The 18,220-nt window shown below is 69.6% G+C and carries 16 protein-coding genes, 2 tRNA genes and 1 pseudogene; 9 read left to right on the top strand and 10 right to left on the bottom strand.

Going from position 1 to position 18,220, the window contains the following annotated elements; translation table 11 throughout:
• Nucleotides 1-10: 10 nt before the first annotated feature.
• Entirely contained in the window at nucleotides 11-1,399 is a 1,389-nt protein-coding gene (locus AB0924_RS01760) for a DUF2252 domain-containing protein (protein WP_366910484.1), read from the bottom strand.
• A 261-nt stretch (nucleotides 1,400-1,660) separates the two neighbouring features.
• Nucleotides 1,661-1,744, bottom strand: a tRNA-Leu gene (locus AB0924_RS01765).
• A 407-nt stretch (nucleotides 1,745-2,151) separates the two neighbouring features.
• On the opposite strand from AB0924_RS01765, the gene AB0924_RS01770 reads away from it, so the two are divergent.
• The 6 genes from AB0924_RS01770 (at nucleotide 2,152) to pknB (ending at nucleotide 10,336) form a co-directional block, all read left to right on the top strand.
• The gene (locus AB0924_RS01770; protein ID WP_358929587.1) at nucleotides 2,152-3,006 is read left to right on the top strand and encodes a DUF3662 and FHA domain-containing protein; all 855 of its coding nucleotides are present in this window, start codon (nucleotides 2,152-2,154) and stop codon (nucleotides 3,004-3,006) included.
• Nucleotides 3,007-3,016: 10 nt separating this feature from the next.
• A complete protein-coding gene (locus AB0924_RS01775; RefSeq protein WP_358929589.1) occupies nucleotides 3,017-3,529 on the top strand; it encodes an FHA domain-containing protein in 513 nt (170 codons plus the stop codon).
• Nucleotides 3,530-3,618: 89 nt separating this feature from the next.
• On the top strand, nucleotides 3,619-5,205 hold the full coding sequence (locus tag AB0924_RS01780; protein ID WP_358929591.1) for a Stp1/IreP family PP2C-type Ser/Thr phosphatase: 1,587 nt from the start codon (nucleotides 3,619-3,621) through the stop codon (nucleotides 5,203-5,205).
• A gap of 27 nt (nucleotides 5,206-5,232) precedes the next feature.
• Entirely contained in the window at nucleotides 5,233-6,684 is a 1,452-nt protein-coding gene (locus AB0924_RS01785) for an FtsW/RodA/SpoVE family cell cycle protein (protein ID WP_358929593.1), read from the top strand.
• A complete protein-coding gene (locus AB0924_RS01790) occupies nucleotides 6,681-8,159 on the top strand; it encodes a penicillin-binding transpeptidase domain-containing protein (RefSeq protein ID WP_358929595.1) in 1,479 nt (492 codons plus the stop codon). The genes AB0924_RS01785 and AB0924_RS01790 overlap by 4 nt, the downstream gene beginning before the upstream one ends.
• A 173-nt stretch (nucleotides 8,160-8,332) precedes the next feature.
• Nucleotides 8,333-10,336 carry a Stk1 family PASTA domain-containing Ser/Thr kinase gene (gene pknB / locus AB0924_RS01795; protein ID WP_358929597.1) on the top strand — a complete coding sequence of 668 codons (2,004 nt, stop codon included), beginning with the start codon at nucleotides 8,333-8,335 and terminating at the stop codon, nucleotides 10,334-10,336.
• Nucleotides 10,337-10,419: 83 nt separating this feature from the next.
• Here the strand turns inward: pknB and AB0924_RS01800 are convergent, their stop codons facing one another.
• From AB0924_RS01800 to AB0924_RS01820, 5 genes and pseudogenes are all read right to left on the bottom strand, one after another.
• On the bottom strand, nucleotides 10,420-11,172 hold the full coding sequence (locus tag AB0924_RS01800) for a class E sortase (RefSeq protein ID WP_358929599.1): 753 nt from the start codon (nucleotides 11,170-11,172) through the stop codon (nucleotides 10,420-10,422).
• Between the two features lie 13 nt (nucleotides 11,173-11,185).
• Nucleotides 11,186-12,244, bottom strand: a complete 1,059-nt coding sequence (locus tag AB0924_RS01805) for a class E sortase (protein ID WP_366910427.1) — start codon at nucleotides 12,242-12,244, stop codon at nucleotides 11,186-11,188.
• The gene (locus tag AB0924_RS01810) at nucleotides 12,241-12,879 is read right to left on the bottom strand and encodes an aminodeoxychorismate/anthranilate synthase component II (RefSeq protein WP_358929603.1); all 639 of its coding nucleotides are present in this window, start codon (nucleotides 12,877-12,879) and stop codon (nucleotides 12,241-12,243) included. Before AB0924_RS01810 ends, AB0924_RS01805 begins: the two co-directional genes overlap by 4 nt.
• The gene (locus tag AB0924_RS01815; protein WP_358929605.1) at nucleotides 12,876-13,037 is read right to left on the bottom strand and encodes a hypothetical protein; all 162 of its coding nucleotides are present in this window, start codon (nucleotides 13,035-13,037) and stop codon (nucleotides 12,876-12,878) included. The genes AB0924_RS01810 and AB0924_RS01815 overlap by 4 nt, the downstream gene beginning before the upstream one ends.
• A 226-nt stretch (nucleotides 13,038-13,263) precedes the next feature.
• Nucleotides 13,264-14,049 (bottom strand): annotated as a pseudogene (locus AB0924_RS01820) (DUF881 domain-containing protein); the annotation flags it as partial.
• A gap of 140 nt (nucleotides 14,050-14,189) precedes the next feature.
• Between AB0924_RS01820 and crgA the strand changes: the two are divergent.
• Nucleotides 14,190-14,444: a cell division protein CrgA gene (gene crgA, locus AB0924_RS01825; RefSeq protein WP_143630171.1), complete on the top strand. Its 255-nt coding sequence runs from the start codon at nucleotides 14,190-14,192 to the stop codon at nucleotides 14,442-14,444.
• A 261-nt stretch (nucleotides 14,445-14,705) separates the two neighbouring features.
• On the opposite strand, the gene AB0924_RS01830 is transcribed toward crgA, so the two are convergent.
• Nucleotides 14,706-15,587: a rhomboid family intramembrane serine protease gene (locus AB0924_RS01830; protein WP_358929610.1), complete on the bottom strand. Its 882-nt coding sequence runs from the start codon at nucleotides 15,585-15,587 to the stop codon at nucleotides 14,706-14,708.
• Nucleotides 15,588-15,707: 120 nt separating this feature from the next.
• Complete coding sequence (locus tag AB0924_RS01835; RefSeq protein WP_358929612.1) at nucleotides 15,708-16,241, bottom strand: peptidylprolyl isomerase; 534 nt, start codon at nucleotides 16,239-16,241, stop codon at nucleotides 15,708-15,710.
• Between the two features lie 241 nt (nucleotides 16,242-16,482).
• On the opposite strand from AB0924_RS01835, the gene AB0924_RS01840 reads away from it, so the two are divergent.
• Nucleotides 16,483-17,181, top strand: coding sequence for a DUF5324 family protein (locus tag AB0924_RS01840; RefSeq protein WP_358929614.1), 699 nt, complete (start codon nucleotides 16,483-16,485; stop codon nucleotides 17,179-17,181).
• 150 nt (nucleotides 17,182-17,331) lie between these two features.
• Here the strand turns inward: AB0924_RS01840 and AB0924_RS01845 are convergent.
• Nucleotides 17,332-17,404, bottom strand: a tRNA-Ala gene (locus AB0924_RS01845).
• Between the two features lie 183 nt (nucleotides 17,405-17,587).
• On the opposite strand from AB0924_RS01845, the gene AB0924_RS01850 reads away from it, so the two are divergent.
• Nucleotides 17,588-18,136 carry a DNA-binding protein gene (locus tag AB0924_RS01850; RefSeq protein ID WP_358929616.1) on the top strand — a complete coding sequence of 183 codons (549 nt, stop codon included), beginning with the start codon at nucleotides 17,588-17,590 and terminating at the stop codon, nucleotides 18,134-18,136.
• The last annotated feature ends 84 nt before the right edge of the window (nucleotides 18,137-18,220 follow it).

The following is an 18,220-nucleotide window of genomic DNA, read 5'->3' on the forward strand; positions in this document are numbered from 1 at the left end:
GCCACCCCCGTCACACGCCCGTCTCGGCCGCGATCCGCCCCGCTCGCACCCCCGCCACCAGTTCCCCGTGGTCCGCCTCCGTGCGGTCGGCGTAGGCGACCGCGAAGGCGGCTATCGCCTCGTCCAGCTCCTCGTTCTTGCCGCAGTAGCCGGCGATCAGGCGCGGGTCGGCGCTGTGGGCGTGGGCGCGGGCCAGCAGGGCGCCGGTCATGCGGCCGTAGTCGTCGATCTGGTCGGCGGCGAGCACGGCCGGGTCGACGCTGCCCTTGCGGTTGCGGAACTGACGCACCTGGAAGGGCCGCCCGGCGACCGTCGTCCAGCCCAGCAGGATGTCGCTGACCACCTGCATCCGCTTCTGGCCGAGGACCACCCGGCGCCCCTCGTGCTCCACCGCCGGCGCCTGGAAGCCGGCCGCGGCCAGATGCGGGACGAGCGCCGACGGACGCGCCTCCTTCACCTGGAGCACCAGCGGCTCCCCGCGGTGGTCCAGCAGCAGGACCACGTACGAGCGCGTGCCCACGCTGCCCGTGCCGACCACCCGGAAGGCCACGTCGTGCACCGCGTGCCGGGCCAGCAGCGGCAGCCGGTCCTCGGAGAGCGTCGCCGCGTACGGCTCCAGGGCGGCGGCCACCTCGGCGGCCTCGGCGTCCGGGACCCGGCGCAGCACCGGCGGCGCGTCGACGAAGCGCCGCCCGCCGGCCTCCGTCTCCTCCGTCGACCTCGCCGCGAACCGGCCGCTGGTGTTGGCCCGCGCCTTCTCCGAGACCCGCTCGAGCGTGCCGAGCAGGTCATGGGCGTCGGTGTGGGAGACCAGTTCCTCGTCCGCGATGGCGTTCCAGGCGTCCAGCACGGACAGCCCGGCCAGCAGCCGCATGGTCCGCCGGTAGGCGCCCACCGTGTCCCGGGCGGCCTCCCGGCAGGTGTCCTCGCCGGCGCCCGCCTCCCGTCCGGCCAGCACCAGGGAGGCGGCGAGCCGCTTCAGGTCCCACTCCCAGGGGCCGTGCACGGTCTCGTCGAAGTCGTTGAGGTCGATGACCAGGCTGCCGCGGGCGTCTCCGTACAGACCGAAGTTGGCCGCGTGCGCGTCACCGCAGATCTGGGCGCCGATGCGGGTCATCGGCGTGCGGGCCAGGTCGTACGCCATGAGCCCGGCGGAGCCGCGCAGGAAGGCGAACGGGGTGGCCGCCATCCTGCCCACCCGTATCGGCGTCAGCTCGGCGATACGGCCGGCGTTGGAGTCCACCACCGCGGTGACCGCGTCCGGGCGGCCGGCGTCCAGGTCGAGGACGCTGTGTGCGTCGCGCGGGACGGCGGACCGCAGCGCCTTGCCCTGCTTCTTGGGCGAACCCTGCGGCGGCCACTGGGCGAAGCCACGCACCCGCGGCAACCGGGGCGCCATCACCGCCCGCTCCGCCGTCTCCGCACCGGATCCCGTCACCAGGACCGCCTCCCCCGCCCGCACGCTCGAACATCAACTCGTGCAGACCGTACAGCCGTCGGCCGGAACGCGTCAGACCCTGTGGACAACCGGAGGGCAACCGAAACCCTGTGGAAAACCCCGCCCCCGCGCCGCCGGCACCCTTGAGAGCTTCCTCACAGAGGAGGTACACCAAAACGACTACGGGCCCACCGTTTTCACGATGGGCCCGTAGCCTCTGTGTGCGCGAGGGGGGAGTTGAACCCCCACGCCCTTGCGGGCACTGGAACCTGAATCCAGCGCGTCTGCCTATTCCGCCACCCGCGCATTGGGTGTGTCTTCCGGCCCCGTCCCTTTCGGTGCGGCCCCTTCCGACATCGAGAACATTAGCACGCCGTACAGGGTGGATTCACATCCCTTACCTGCCGCCCGGCCGGGTAGGGAGAGAGCGCGGGCGGCGGCCACGTATCAGGGAGAGCCTGTTCACGTATCAACCTCGTACCGGTCGCGGCCATCTGTCCAGGAGGCGGGCCAGGTCCACAGCCAGGTGCGGGACACTGGTCCTTGCCCGCCTCTACGATCCTTGTCTGCAGGAGTTCGAAGGGGAGCCGCTGGGGGAACCGGCTCATTGCCGGACGCGTGGATACGATCAGTGAGCAGTACGGGCGGAACAGCGGCCCACAGCAGGCACAGAGCAGGGCAAGGCACAACGGCAGCGACGGAGGAGGTGCCCCATGGGAGTCCTGAAGAAGTTCGAGCAGCGTCTCGAAGGTCTGGTCAACGGCACCTTCGCCAAGGTCTTCAAGTCCGAGGTCCAGCCCGTGGAGATCGCCGGCGCGCTCCAGCGGGAGTGCGACAACAACGCCACCATCTGGAACCGCGACCGCACGGTCGTACCCAACGACTTCATCGTGGAGCTGAGCGCGCCGGACCACGAGCGCCTCAGCCCCTACTCCGGGCAGCTCGGCGACGAGCTGGCCGGCATGGTCCGCGACTACGCCAAGCAGCAGCGCTACACCTTCATGGGCCCGATCAAGGTCAACCTGGAGAAGGCCGACGACCTGGACACCGGCCTGTACCGGGTGCGCAGCCGCACCCTGGCCTCCTCCAGCAGCCAGCAGGCGCCTCCCGCCCCGCCCGCCGGACGCCCCGGCCCCGCTCAGGGCGGCGGCTACGGCTACCCGCCCGCCGCTCCCGCCGGAGCGCCCCCCATGCCGTCCGCACCGCCTCCCGGCACCCGCCCCGGCGGCTACGGATACCCGCAGCCCGCCACCCAGCGGCCCGCGGCCGCGCCCATGAGCGGCGGACGCACCCGCTACTGGATCGAGATCAACGGCAACCGCCACCAGATCTCCCGCCCGACCCTGGTGCTGGGCCGCAGCACCGAGGCCGACGTGCGGATCGACGACCCCGGCGTCTCGCGCCGGCACTGTGAGATCCGGACCGGAACGCCCTCGACGATCCAGGATCTCGGCTCCACCAACGGCATCGTGGTGGACGGGCAGCACACCACCCGCGCTACGCTCCGCGACGGCTCGCGGATCGTCGTGGGCAGCACCACCATCATTTACCGGCAAGCCGAAGGGTGAAGCGGGGGCAATGTCAGAGCTGACCCTCACGGTCATGCGGCTGGGTTTCCTGGCCGTACTGTGGCTGTTCGTGATCGTGGCCGTGCAGGTCATCCGGAGTGACCTGTTCGGTACACGCGTCACCCAGCGCGGAGCGCGCAGGGAGGCGGCACGGCCGCAGCAGGCCGCCCGGCAGTCCGCGCCCCCGCCGCAGCGCGGCCAGCAGGGCGGCGGCCGACGCGGCCGCAACGCCCCCACCAAGCTGGTCGTGTCCGAGGGCACCCTCACCGGCACCACCGTCGCGCTGCAGGGCCAGACCATCACGCTGGGCCGGGCGCACGACTCGACGATCGTGCTGGACGACGACTACGCCTCCAGCCGCCATGCCAGGATCTACCCGGACCGCGACGGCCAGTGGATCGTCGAGGACCTCGGCTCCACCAACGGCACCTACCTGGACCGGTCCCGGCTGACGACCCCCACGCCGATCCCGCTGGGCGCGCCGATCCGCATCGGCAAAACCGTCATCGAGCTGCGGAAGTAGTACGTCATGAGTGAGCGCGAGCGGAGCGAGCACGCAGCGGCAGGCCGCACCCCGGTCTCCGGCGCGCTCCCGACCGGAGGGTGGGCAGTGTGGCTCGACACGACCGGCTGTACCCGGAGCCGACGGGCGAGGTGCGCATGAGTCTGTCACTGCGCTTCGCCGCCGGATCGCACAAGGGCATGATCCGGGAGGGCAACGAGGACTCCGGTTACGCCGGTCCCCGCCTGCTCGCGATCGCCGACGGCATGGGCGGCCAGGCGGCCGGCGAGGTCGCCTCCTCCGAGGTCATCTCCACCCTGGTCACGCTCGACGACGACGTACCCGGCTCCGACATCCTCACCTCTCTCGGCCACGCCGTGCAGCGCGCCAACGACCAGCTGCGCGCCATGGTCGAGGAGGACCCGCAGCTCGAGGGCATGGGCACCACGCTCACCGCCCTGCTGTGGACCGGACAGCGACTCGGCCTGGTGCACGTCGGCGACTCGCGCGCGTACCTGCTGCGCGACGGCGTGCTGACCCAGATCACCCAGGACCACACCTGGGTGCAGCGGCTCGTCGACGAAGGCCGCATCACCGAGGAAGAGGCCACCACCCACCCGCAGCGCTCCCTGCTGATGCGCGCCCTCGGCAGCGGCGACCACGTCGAGCCCGACCTGTCCATCCGCGAGGTCCGGGCCGGCGACCGCTACCTGATCTGCTCCGACGGCCTGTCCGGCGTCGTCTCCCACCAGACGATGGAGGAGACCCTCGCCAGCTACCAGGGCCCGCAGGAGACCGTGCAGGAGCTGATCCAGCTCGCACTGCGCGGCGGCGGCCCGGACAACATCACCGTCATCATCGCCGACGTACTCGACCTGGACACCGGCGACACCCTCGCCGGACAGCTGTCCGACACCCCGGTCGTGGTCGGCGCCGTCGCCGAGAACCAGCACCACCTGCACGACAACGGCATCATGCAGACCCCGGCCGGCCGCGCCTCCCACCTGGGCCGCCAGGGCCACCCCGGGGGCGGCGGCGAGTTCGGCCCGCCCGGCTCCGGCGACACCACCGGCTACGTCCCCACCGACGGCTACGGGGACTACACCGACGAGGACTTCACCAAGCCGCGCAAGAACCGCAGGTGGCTGAAGAGGTCGTTCTACAGCGTCCTCGCCCTCGCCGTCATCGGCGGCGGCGCGTACGGCGGCTACCGCTGGACGCAGACCCAGTACTACGTCGGCACCAACGGCGAGCACGTCGCCCTGTACCGCGGCATCAGCCAGGACCTGGCCTGGGTGTCGCTGTCCAAGGTGGAGAAGGACCACCCCGACATCGAACTCAAGTACCTGCCGCCCTACCAGCAGAAGCAGGTCAAGAACACGATCACGGCAGGCGGCCTGGACCAGGCCCGGGCGAAGATCGACGCCCTGTCCGTGCAGGCCTCCGCTTGCCGCAAGCAGGCGGAGCGCGCGGCCGCCGAGACCGAGAAGAACGCCAAGACCGGCGAGGGCGAGGCCGGAGGCACCACGGGAACCAACCCGGCCTCCTTCACGTCGAAGGCATCACCCACGCCGAATCCGTCGGCGTCGTCGAAGTCCCCGTCGTCCCCCTCGAAGTCCCCGACCGCCAAGCCCAGCCCCGGCCCGAGCCTCTCCGAGAATGAGCAGAAGGTCGTCGATCAGTGCGGCAAGCAGTAAGCACGCCGTGAGAGGCCCTGTCACACGATGAGCAGTACTTCGAACACACCGACGCACCACACGTCCACGATCGGCGCCATCGGCGCACCGAGCCGCCGCAACACGGAACTGGCCCTGCTGGTCTTCGCAGTGATCATCCCGGTGTTCGCCTATGCCAACGTGGGCCTCGCCATCGACGGTTCGGTCCCGGCCGGCCTGCTCGGCTACGGCCTGGGCCTCGGCCTGCTCGCCGGCATCGCCCACGTCGTGGTGCGCAAGTTCGCCGCCTACGCCGACCCGCTGCTGCTGCCGCTGGCGACCCTGCTGAACGGGCTCGGCCTCGTCGTCATCTGGCGGCTGGACCAGTCCAAGCTGCTGCAGAGCATCGGCGTCGCCGGCGGCAAGGCGACCAACCAGCTCATCTACACCGCGCTGGGCATCGGACTGTTCGTCGCCGTCCTGATCTTCCTCAAGGACCACCGCACACTCCAGCGCTACACCTACATCTCCATGGCGGCGGCGCTGGTACTGCTGCTGCTCCCGCTCGTACCGGGCCTGGGCGCGGACCTCACCTACGGCGCCAAGATCTGGATCAAGGTCGGCAGCTTCACCATCCAGCCCGGCGAGTTCGCCAAGATCGTGCTGGCCGTGTTCTTCGCCGGCTACCTGATGGTCAAGCGCGACGCGCTGGCCCTGGCCAGCCGCCGCGTCATGGGGCTGTACCTGCCCCGCGGCCGCGACCTCGGCCCGATCCTCGTCGTCTGGGCGATCTCGATCCTCATCCTCGTCTTCGAGACCGACCTCGGTACCTCACTGCTGTTCTTCGGCATGTTCGTGATCATGCTGTACGTCGCCACCGAGCGGACCAGCTGGATCGTCTTCGGTCTGCTGATGTCCGCCCTCGGCGCCGTCGGCGTGGCCAGCTTCGAACCGCACATCCAGACCCGTGTGCAGGCATGGCTCAACCCCATGCACGAGTACCTGGCCAGCCGCTCGGGCGTCCACGACGGCAAGGTCCACTCCGAGCAGCTCCAGCAAGCCCTGTGGGCGTTCGGCTCCGGCGGCACCCTCGGCACCGGCTGGGGTCAGGGTCACTCCGAGCTGATCCGCTTCGCCGCCAACTCCGACTTCGTCCTCGCCACCTTCGGCGAGGAGCTGGGCCTGGCCGGCGTCATGGCCATCCTCCTGGTCTACGGCCTGATCGTGGAACGCGGCGTGCGCACCGCCCTCGCCGCCCGCGACCCGTTCGGCAAGCTGCTCGCCATCGGCCTGTCCGGCGCCTTCGCGCTCCAGGTGTTCGTCGTGGCCGGCGGTGTGATGGGCCTCATCCCGCTGACCGGCATGACGATGCCGTTCCTCGCCTACGGCGGCTCCTCCGTGATCGCCAACTGGGCCCTGATCGGCATCCTCATCCGGATCAGCGACACCGCCCGCCGCCCGGCACCCGCCCCCGCCGCCAACCCCGACGCCGAGATGACCCAGGTGGTCCGCCCGTCATGAACAAACCCCTGCGCCGGATCGCGATCTTCTGCGGCCTGCTCGTGCTGGCCCTGCTGATCCGCGACAACTGGCTCCAGTACGTCAAGGCCGACCAGCTGCGCACCGACACGGCCAACCGCCGGGTCGCCATCGAGCGGTACGCCAACCCGCGGGGCGACATCGTCGTCGACGGCGACCCCATAACCGGGTCGGTCGAGGCCAAGAGCGGCGACTTCAAGTACAAGCGCACCTACAAGAACGGGGCCATGTGGGCCCCGGTCACCGGCTACTCCTCACAGGCCTTCGGCGCCAACCAGCTGGAGAACATCGAGGACGGCATCCTCACCGGCAACGACGACCGGCTCTTCTTCCGCAAGACCCTCGACATGATCACCGGCAAGGACCAGCAGGGCGGCAACGTCGTCACCACGCTCAACGCCGCCGCGCAGAAGGCCGCGTACAACGGCCTGAGCGCCCAGGGCGGCAAGGGCGCCGTGGTGGCCCTCGAGCCCTCCACCGGGAAGATCCTCGCCCTCGCGTCCTACCCGTCCTACGACCCCTCGAGCTTCGCGGGCAACACGGACAAGGACTCCAAGGCCTGGAACAAGATCCTCAAGAAGAACAACCCGGCCGACCCGGCGCTCAACCGGGCACTGCGCGAGACCTACCCGCCGGGCTCCACCTTCAAGGTGGTCACCGCGGCGGCCGCGCTGGAGAACGGGCTGTACAAGTCTGCCGACGAGAAGACCGACTCACCGCTGCCCTACATCATGAAGGGCACGACCACCGAGCTGAAGAACGAGGGCAACATCCCCTGCAAGGACGCCAACATGCGCGAGGCGCTGCGGGTGTCCTGCAACACCGTCTTCGGCAAGATCGGCGCCGACCTCGGCAACGACAAGATGCTGGACGAGGCGAAGAAGTTCGGCTTCGACGCCGAGCAGTTCACCCCGGTCCGCTCCAGCGCCTCGGTGTTCTCCGACGACATGAACCCGTCGCAGACCGCGCTGTCCTCCATCGGCCAGTACAACACCGCCGCCACCCCGCTGCAGATGGCCATGGTCGCCTCCGCGGTCGCCAACGACGGCAAGCTGATGAAGCCGTACATGGTCGACGAGCTGCAGTCCTCCAACCTCGACCCGGTCGCCAAGACCGACCCCGAGGAGCTGAGCCGGCCGCTGTCTCCGCAGAACGCGCAGATCCTGCAGTCGATGATGGAGACGGTCGTCAAGAGCGGTACGGGCCAGAAGGCACAGATCGGCGGCGGAGTGACCGTCGGCGGCAAGACCGGTACCGCCCAGCACGGCGTCGCGAACAGCGCCAACCCCTACGCGTGGTTCATCTCATACGCCAAGCTCAGCGACAACAGCTCGCCGGTCGCCGTGGCCGTGGTGGTCGAGGACGAGAACGCCAACCGTGACGACATCTCCGGCGGCGGCCTGGCCGCCCCCATCGCGAAGAGCGTCATGGAGGCGGTCATCAACTCCAAGAAGTGAACCCGCTCACGTCCCCTTCACATCGTTGCACGTTGCGATACCGGTCCTGTATCGGGTTCCGGGCTTGGCCAGGGCACACGGAGCGAGCCGGGTACGGTAGGCCCGGACGGCAGCCTCCGGCCGCACACGACACGTGCGCGGCCGGGACCGACGGAGAGGGCTGGTAGGTAGCTATGGAAGAGCCGCGTCGCCTCGGCGGCCGGTACGAACTGGGCCAGGTGCTCGGTCGTGGTGGCATGGCGGAGGTCTACCTCGCGCATGACACCCGCCTCGGCCGCACCGTGGCGGTGAAGACGCTGCGCGCGGACCTCGCGCGCGACCCGTCCTTCCAGGCCCGGTTCCGCCGGGAGGCCCAGTCGGCCGCCTCGCTCAACCATCCCGCGATCGTCGCGGTCTACGACACGGGCGAGGACTACATCGACGGGGTCTCGATCCCGTACATCGTCATGGAGTACGTCGACGGCTCCACGCTCCGCGAGCTCCTGCACTCCGGCCGCAAGCTGCTGCCGGAGCGCACGCTGGAGATGACCATCGGCATCCTCCAGGCCCTGGAGTACTCGCACCGGGCCGGCATCGTCCACCGCGACATCAAGCCGGCCAACGTCATGCTGACCCGCAACGGCCAGGTCAAGGTGATGGACTTCGGCATCGCCCGGGCCATGGGCGACTCCGGCATGACCATGACCCAGACCGCGGCGGTCATCGGCACGGCCCAGTACCTCTCCCCGGAGCAGGCCAAGGGCGAGCAGGTCGATGCCCGCTCGGACCTCTACTCGACCGGCTGCCTCCTCTACGAGCTGCTCACGGTCCGGCCGCCCTTCGTCGGCGACTCCCCCGTGGCCGTGGCCTACCAGCACGTCCGCGAGGAACCGCAGGCCCCCTCCGTCTTCGACCCCGAGATCACGCCCGAGATGGACGCCATCGTCCTGAAGGCACTGGTCAAGGACCCGAACTACCGCTACCAGTCCGCCGACGAGATGCGCGCCGACATCGAGGCGTGCCTCGACGGCCAGCCGGTCGCCGCCACGGCCGCGATGGGCGCCGTGGGCGCGGCGGGCTACGGCGGCTACCCCGACGACCAGCCGACGACGGCGCTGCGCTCGGACGCGGGCGCGGGAGCGACCACCATGCTCCCGCCGATGAACCCCGACGACGGAGGCTACGGCTACGACGAGCGCCCGGACCGCCGCCGCCAGCAGAAGAAGAACAACTCCTCGACGATCCTCCTCGTGGTCGCGGGCATCCTGGTGCTGGTGGGCGCGATCCTCATCGGGCAGTACATCTTCAACGGGCATGACGGCGAGGGCGACACCTTCGGCGCCCCGAACTTCGTCGGCAACAGCTACGGCACGGCCCAGAAGATGGCCGAGAACCGGGGCCTGAAGCTGGCGTCCCCCACCCGCAAGCCCTGCGAGAACCAGCCGAAGGGCAACGTCTGCGACCAGAACCCGACGCCGGGCTCGGACGTCAAGAAGGGCGACACCGTCACGCTGGTGGTGTCCACGGGCGCGCCCAAGGTCACCGTCCCGGACGTGCTCGGCATCCAGTACGACCAGGCCGAGGCCCAGCTGAGGAAGAAGGGCTTCGAGGTCCAGAAGAAGACCGAGGTGTCCAGCCAGACGCCCGACGTGGTCACCAAGCAGGACCCGGACGGCGGCACCAGCCGGCAGAAGGGCTCCACCATCGTCCTCACGGTCGCCAAGGCCGAGGAGAAGGTCGCGGTCCCGGACGTCACCGGCAAGACCTGTGACGAGGCCAAGGCCGAACTGCAGTCGAAGGGCCTGGCCCCGAACGCCACCTGCAACGACACCCCCACCGACAACCCCGACGACGACGGCAAGGTCCTGTCGACCACCCCGACGGCGGGCAGCGAGGTCGCCAAGAACACCCCGGTGGCCATCAACGTCGGCAAGGTGCAGAACCAGCAGGTGCAGGTCCCGAACGTCCAGAGCCTGACGCTCAAGGAGGCCAGGAAGCTGCTGGAGCAGAACGGCCTGCAGGTCGGCAACGTCACCCCGTCCCAGGACGACAACGCCATCGTCTTCACGGCGAACCCGGGCCAGGGAAGCACGGTCCAGCGTGGCTCGCGCGTCGACCTGGTCACCGTCGGCGGCCAGAACGGCAACAACGGCGGCAACAACGGAGGCACCAACTTCTTCGGCGGCGCCGGAGGCTGACGCCTGACACAACGAGTGGGCCCCTGCCGGACGGTTCCGGCAGGGGCCCACTCGTTCTCAGCCCGTCCGGGCTGCGGGAACCGTCAACGCAGCTCCGCCGGCGGCGTCCGCTTGCTGTCGACCTTGTCCACGCGGACCAGTTCGCCCCACACCACGTACCGGTAGCGGGAGGTGTAGACGGGGGTGCAGGTCGTCAGGGTGATGTAGTGGCCCGGCTTCTTCCTGCCGGATTCCTCGGGGATCCGGGAGAGGACCTCGACGTTGTACTTCGAGGTCTCCGGGAGGATCGAGTAGACCTTGTAGACGTACCAGTCGTCCTTCGTCTCGAAGACGATCGGGTCGCCGTCCTTCAGCTTGTCGATGTTGTGGAACTTCGCGCCGTGGCCGTCCCGGTGGGCGGCGAGGGTGAAGTTGCCCTTCTTCCCGGTGGTGGGCAGCGCGGCCTTGACGGGGTCCGTGTAGTAGCCGGCCACACCGTCGTTGAGGATGTCCTCCTCAGTGCCCTTCTCCACCAGCACCGCCCCGTTGCGCATCGCAGGGACGTGCAGGAAGCCGATGCCGTCCTTGGTGTCCAGCGCGCCGGGACCCGTGTCGGTGGACTGGGCCCAGTGGTCGCGAACCCGGTCGGCCTGCCGGTCCGCCTTGCGGTCCGCTATGACGTTCGTCCACCACAGGGAGTAGACGACGAACAGTCCCATCACCACGCCCGCGGTGATGAGCAGTTCACCGAAGAAGCTGACCGCCAGCGCGACCCCGCCGGGGCCGCGGCGGCCCGGGACGGGCGTCGCGCCGGACGCGTCCGTGTGGTCTTCGGTCTCGTCGGCGGTCGCTGCCACAGTCTTGTTGCCCCTACTCGATGAGCGCGTCCGGCTTGCCCTTGCTGCGCGGGCGTTCCTCGATCATCTTGCCCCAGACGATCAGCCGGTACTTGCTGGTGAACTCCGGCGTACAGGTGGTGAGAGTGATGTAGCGGCCCGGCCCGGTGAACCCCGAGCCCTTGGGCACCGGGTTCAGGACGCTGGTGTTGGACGGCGGGGTCACCGGCAGCGTCGAGGTCACCTTGTACACGAAGTACTCGTCCTGCGTCTCAACCACGACCGGGTCACCCGGCGTCAGCCTGTTGATGTACCGGAACGGCTCACCATGCGTGTTGCGGTGCGCCGCCAGGCCGAAGTTGCCCGTCTTCGCGTCCGGCATCGCCGTCTTCAGCGGAGCCTCGCCGTAGTGCCCGACCATTCCCTTGTCGAGCACCGTCTTGTTGCTGACGCCCTCGGCGATCGGCGCCACCACGTCCAGCTTGGGGATGTGGAGTATCGCGAAGCCCTGCCCCGGCTCGAACACCCCCGGGGCCCGCTTCCCGCTCGCCCAGTCGTCCTGCAGCTGGTGCGTCTCGCTGCCCGCCTGCGCGTGCGCGCGGACGTTCGTCCACCACAGCTGGTAGGTGACGAACAGCAGCATCAGCACACCGGTGGTGATGAACACCTCGCCGATCGCCCGGCTCGCGATGACACCCGGTCCCGGCTTGCGCAGCCGCGCCTGCCGCCGGGCCTCCACACGGGACAGCGGCCGGCCGCCCGCCGCGTCCGCCGGGGCCGCGGCCTCCCGGTGCGCTCCGCCGTGCCGCCCACCGCGCCGCTTGGCGGCCTTCCTGCGGGCCGCCCGGCCCCCCTCCGGGGGTCCAGAGGCCGAAGAGGCGGAAGAGGCTCCTGAGACGCGCGCAGACCCGCTCTCGGGGCCGTGCGCCGGATCGGGGAGCCGCAGCGCCATCGTCTCGTCGTCCAGGGCGGCCCGGTACGGCTCCCCCGGCGCCGGCCCCGTCACGTGCCAGTCCCCAAGCGCGCCGGAAGCCTCGTACGACTGATCCCCGTACGAGGCATCGGTCTCGCGCTCCGGGCGCAGCGCGGTCACGCCGTGGCCCTGCCCACCACCGGGGCGAGCCCCGCCGACCTCGCCACCGCGCCCTCGTCGCCGCACTCCACCAGCCAGTTGGCCAGCATCCGGTGCCCGTGCTCGGTCAGCACCGACTCGGGATGGAACTGCACACCCTCCACCGGGAGTTCACGGTGCCGCAGACCCATGATGATGCCGTCGTGGGTACGGGCCGTGACCTCCAGCTCGTCCGGGACGGTCGCGGGCTCCGCCGCCAGCGAGTGGTAGCGGGTCGCCGTGAACGGCGAGGGCAGCCCGGCGAAGACGCCCCGGCCCCCGTGCTCGACCAGTGAGGTCTTGCCGTGCAGCAGCTCCGGCGCCCGGTCCACCACTCCGCCGTACGCCACCTGCATCGACTGCATGCCCAGGCACACCCCGAAGACGGGGACACCGGTCGCCGCGCAGTGCCGGACCATGTCCACGCACACGCCCGCCTGCTCCGGGGTGCCCGGTCCCGGCGAGAGCAGCACGCCGTCGAAGCCGTCCTGAGCGTGCGCCGTCGAGACCTCGTCGTTGCGCAGCACCTCGCACTCGGCACCCAGCTGGTACAGGTACTGGACCAGGTTGAAGACGAAGCTGTCGTAGTTGTCGACGACGAGAATCCGCGCGCTCACTGGTTGTCCACCGTCACATCGTTGAAGGGCAGCAGCGGTTCGGCCCAGGGGAAGACGTACTGGAAGAGGACATAGACCACGGCCACGACCAGGACGAGCGAGACCAGCGCCCTCACCCACACGTTCCCCGGCAGATGCCGCCAGATCCAGCCGTACATGCCGTCCCTTCCCGTCTCGCCACGGCACCGGTAACCCACGCCGTACGGCACCAGACTAACGGCGTGGAGCCCCTGGTTGGCCTGACTCGGCGGGCTGCGTGGTCAGTGCGGGGGACCCGTCCGGACGCGTGTACCCGGACGTACGTGACCGGGGGCCGATCACCTCAACGCCGGCCGTGACGGTTTGGCGGGGGCCGCGCCCCGGCGGCCCGCCAATGGGTGGCGACTGCACCGGCTTCGCGTAGTGCAGATCCACGGTGCCCGAGTAGCCCGGCAGCGTCACCGTCCCGTCCTCCGTGACCTTCCAGCCGAGACCGTAGACGTTGACGTACACCATGTACGTCTGGATCGCCTTGCTCGCGGCGAGCGACTGCTGCAGCCGCTCCGGGTCGCCCACCGCGGTGATCTTGTACGGCGGTGAGTAGACACGGCCCTGGAGGATCAGGGTGTTGCCGACACAGCGCACCGCGCTGGTGGAGATCAGCCGCTGGTCCATGACCTTGATGCCCTTGGCCCCGCCCTGCCACAGCGCGTTCACCACGGCCTGCAGGTCCTGCTGGTGGATGACCAGGTAGTCGGGCTGCGGCTCGGGGTAGCCGGGGAGCTTGGCGGTGGCGTTCGGCGGGGCGTCGTTGAGGGTGACGGTGATCCCGCTGCCCTTGACCTGCTGGGTGCCCGCGCTCCTCTCCAGGCCGCTCAGCTTCTCGTCCTGCGCCCTGGTGCTGCCGTCGTCACCCTCGGCGAGCGACTCCACGTTGCCCCGCAGGGCCGCGTTGGACTCGTCCAGCTGCTTGTTCTTGTGGCTGCGCTCCTGGATCAGGTCGGACAGCTTGAGCAGGGAGGCGTCCTGCCGGATGTCGGTGCCCTTGGCCGTGTTGAAGCTGGTGAAGAAGATCAGGCCGGCCAGCGCGAACACGGCCACCGTGAGAACCCGCGCCGGACGCAGGCGCAACGAACGAACGGGGCCGGAACCCGTTGATCCCGTCCCGGGGGAGTCGGCAGAATTGCTCAACGTACCCTTATCTCCTTCGGCGCCGCGGAAGCACTACGCTAACGGACGCCCGGGGGAGCGCTAAGTGTCCCCTTGTACGCTGCCCCGGACCGACCCAGTTACCTGCGCGGCCACGCAGCGCATCGACAGGAGAGACCCTCGTGCCGAAGTCACGTATCCGCAAGAAGGCCGACTACACGCCCCCGCCCGCGAAGCAGGGGCAGGCCATCAAGCTCACCAACCGCGCCTGGGTCGCGCCGGTCATGCTGGCCATGTTCCTCATCGGCCTGGCATGGATCGTCGTCTTCTACGTCACGGACGGCTCGCTGCCGATCGACAGCCTGGACAACTGGAACATCGTGGTCGGTTTCGGCTTCATCGCCGCCGGTTTCGGTGTCTCCACGCAGTGGAAGTAGCCTGCTCCAGGCCGGCTCTGCCCAGGGCTGTTCACTGAGTTATCCACAGAATCCGGCGTCGTCCACACCCTCCCTGGGGAAAAGACTACGATCTGTGGATAACTCATCGGCCGTTGACGCCGGTGTGACTGCCCTACCGGTCCCCGGACAACCGTTCGCCCCCTGCCCCACCTGCGGAAATACATCCGAGCGGCAGGGGGCGCAGCTGTGGCCGCACAGTATGCACAAGATTCGCCACACACTGTGGACAACGGTTCGACGTCAGGTGAGCTGAGCGGTTCTGACCAGCACGAGAACCACCACCACGGCCAGTACGAGCGCACACGTGCCGTACTGGATCAGCGACCGCCGCTCACGCGGGGCGTGCACCATGGCGTACCCGGTGACGACACCGGCGACCAGGCCGCCGATGTGGGCCTGCCAGGCGATGCCGCCCCAGCCGAAGGTGATGATCAGGTTGATCACCAGCAGGGCGATGACCGGGCGCATGTCGTAGTTGAGCCGGCGCATCAGCACCGCCGTGGCCCCGAAGAGCCCGAAGATCGCGCCCGAGGCACCGAGCGAGGGCTGGTTGGGAGCGGCGATGAGATAGCTGAGCGCGCTTCCGGCCAGGCCCGAGACGAAGTACAGGGCCAGGTACCGGGCGCGGCCGAGGGCGGCCTCCAGGGGGCCGCCGATCCACCACAGGCTGAGCATGTTGAACAGGATGTGCACATAGCCGCCGTGCAGGAACATCGAGGTCAGCAGGCGGTAGTACTGTCCTTCGGCCACCCCCTCGAGGGCGCCGAACGGGGCGAACTGGACACGGGCGACCAGGTCGAAACGGTCGGTGAAGCTGTCCCCCACCGCCATCTGGACGAGGTAGAGCGCCAGGTTGATCCCGATGAGGATCTTGGTGACCAATCGGGGGTCCGCCGTCACCGTGCCCCCCGCGACGGTGCGCGGGCGGGAGGCGGCGGGAGAGTGGCCGGTGCCCGAGCGGACGCATTCGGGGCACTGGAAGCCGACCGAGGCGCTGACCATGCACTCGGGGCAGATGGGGCGCTCGCAGCGGGTGCAGTGCACGCCGGTCTCGCGGTCCGGGTGCCGGTAGCACACGGGCACGCTCCGGGCGTCGTGCGTGCGGTCTGCGGCGTGGTCCATGAGCACCCCTTGCTGATCGTGGGCCTTCCCCCGGGCACTACCCCGCCCCGCTCTTCCTTACGGACGAGCGGGGCGTTTGGTTCCCTGCGACGGCTCGGGGGGGCGTGAGCGCGCCCGCGCTCAGCTTTCGCGCATCTCGACGACGACCGACTCGATGACGACGTCGTTGACGGGCCGGTCGTTCGGCTTGGTGGTGGGCACGGCGGCGATGGCGTCCACCACCTTCTGGCCGGCCGGGCCGCTGACCTCGCCGAAGATGGTGTGCTTACGGTTCAGCCAGGTCGTCGGGGAGACGGTGATGAAGAACTGCGAGCCGTTGGTGCCCGGGCCGGCGTTGGCCATGGCGAGCAGGTAGGGCTTGTTGAAGGAGAGGTCCGGGTGGAACTCGTCCTCGAACTCGTAGCCGGGGCCGCCGATGCCGCTGCCCAGCGGGTCGCCGCCCTGGATCATGAAGCCGCTGATCACCCGGTGGAAGACCGTGCCGTCGTAGAGCCGGTCGGTGCTCACGGTGCCGGTGCCCGGGTGCGTCCACTCACGCTCGCCCTGTGCGAGTTCGACGAAGTTCCTGACGGTCTTCGGCGCGTGGTTCGGGAACAGCCGTACCTCGATGTCGCCGTGGTTGGTCTTCAGGGTGGCGTAGAGCTGCTCGGCCACGGTGTGCCTTCCGTTGTCCTCGGGTAACCCCCCGATCCTCGCACGGTCGGGGTCGGGCGGCGCCCGGCCGTGGCGAGTTCCGCGGAGAGGGAGCGCGCGGCGGCGATTCGTGGCAGTGTCGTCGACAAGCCCTTGTTGCACCCATATGCCCGCCCTCGCATGCCGCACCGGCTCCCGGGAGGCATGATCCGTAAAAGGGTGGAAAGTCGAATTACCGTACGCCACCGAGGAGGAGGAACCCGTGACCCGCATTGAAAGCGTGCGCGCCGCGACCGGCTCGGCGAAGGACAGCGTGCTGCACGCCGCGGAAGTGGTGGCGCCCTACGCCGACACGGCCAAGGAGCGTGCCGCGTATTACGCGCAAGAGGCACGCGTACGGCTGGCGCCCGTGGTGTCGCAGGCCGCCGAACAGGCCCGCGAGCAGTACGACGCCCGGCTCGCCCCACGTCTGGAGCAGGCCCGTGCGCATGTGCCGCCGAAGGTGGACATGGCCGCACACGAGGCCGCCGTCCGCACCCGTAAAGCTGCCCGGCAGGCGGCCGAGTACTCACGTCCGAGGATCGAGCAGGCAGTGGCCGCGGCCGCGCCGGTGGCCGACGAGGCCGCCACGCGGGGTGCCGCCGCGCTGGCCGCGCTGCGCGGCCAGGTCACGGCCGAGGAGATCCGGAAGCTCGCGCGCAAGAACGAGCGCCGTCACAGGGCCGGCCGTGCCATGAAGGTGCTGGCGCTGGTCGGCCTGGTGGCGGGGGGTGCGTTCGCGGCCTGGAAGTGGTGGGACAAGCAGGCCAACCCCGACTGGCTGGTGGAACCGCCCGCCGCGACCGAGGTGCCGGAGTCGGGCCTGGGCTCGGTGGACGGCAGTGGCTCGGCGGTTCTGGATCCCGAGGTCCAGGCGAAGCAGGCCCAGGACGAGGCCGCCGACCGCGACGACAAGGATTGAGGCCGGGGTATCTCACCCTCCTGGCCACGGATGTGGGGCGGACGACGCGATGGTCGTCCGCCCCTCGTCCGTTTCACGTGAAACGGCCGAAGAAGCCGACGAAGAAGCCCTCCGTAGCTGCGTTCTCGCAGTTCGGAGGGCTTTTCCAGGTGGAGCCTAGGGGAGTCGAACCCCTGACATCCGCCATGCAAAGACGGCGCTCTACCAACTGAGCTAAGGCCCCGGAAAGGAAGCGTCCGGCCGGAGGAACCACGTCCCGGGCGGGCGCCGGGGACCAGAGTACCGGGTCACCCCCCGTATCCCGCAAAAAGATTGGGGGTCCCGGCGAATGACCACTCTCCGTAAGATGCTCGACGTGGTTCGCTACAGCGAACCGCGGTTTCAGGGGAAGCGATGGGGAGACGCAATGGACGCCGCACAGCAGGAAGCCACCGCGAGAGCGCGGGAGCTGCAGCGGAACTGGTACGGAGAGCCGTTGGGGGCGCTGTTCCGTAAGCTCATCGACGATCTCGGGCTCAACCAGGCCCGGCTCGCGGCGGTGCTGGGGCTGTCGGCTCCGATGCTGTCGCAGCTGATGAGCGGCCAGCGCGCGAAGATCGGCAATCCCGCCGTGGTCCAGCGGGTGCAGCTGCTGCAGGAGCTGGCGGCCCAGGTCGCGGACGGCAGCGTCAGCGCGGCCGAGGCTACCGAGCGGATGGACGTGATCAAGAAGTCCCAGGGGGGTTCGGTGCTGAGCAACACCACGCATACGACGAACAGTTCCGGTGCGCCGACGGTGAAGCGCGTGGTGCGGGAGATCCAGTCGCTGCTGCGCTCGGTGGCCGCCGCCGGCGACATAATCGAGGCCGCCGACAGCCTCGCCCGGACCCACCCCGAGCTGGCAGAGTTCCTCCGGGTCTACGGGGCGGGCCGCACTTCCGACGCGGTCGCGCACTACCAGTCCCACCAGAACTGATCCCACGGCCCGGTCCTCGGAGGGGGTCCGGGACCGGGCCAGGGGTGTGTTTCGGGGGGTGCGGGAATGACCGTTTCCCGGTGG

It is taken from the genome of Streptomyces sp. NPDC047869 (assembly GCF_040704065.1).
Lineage (GTDB): Bacteria > Actinomycetota > Actinomycetes > Streptomycetales > Streptomycetaceae > Streptomyces.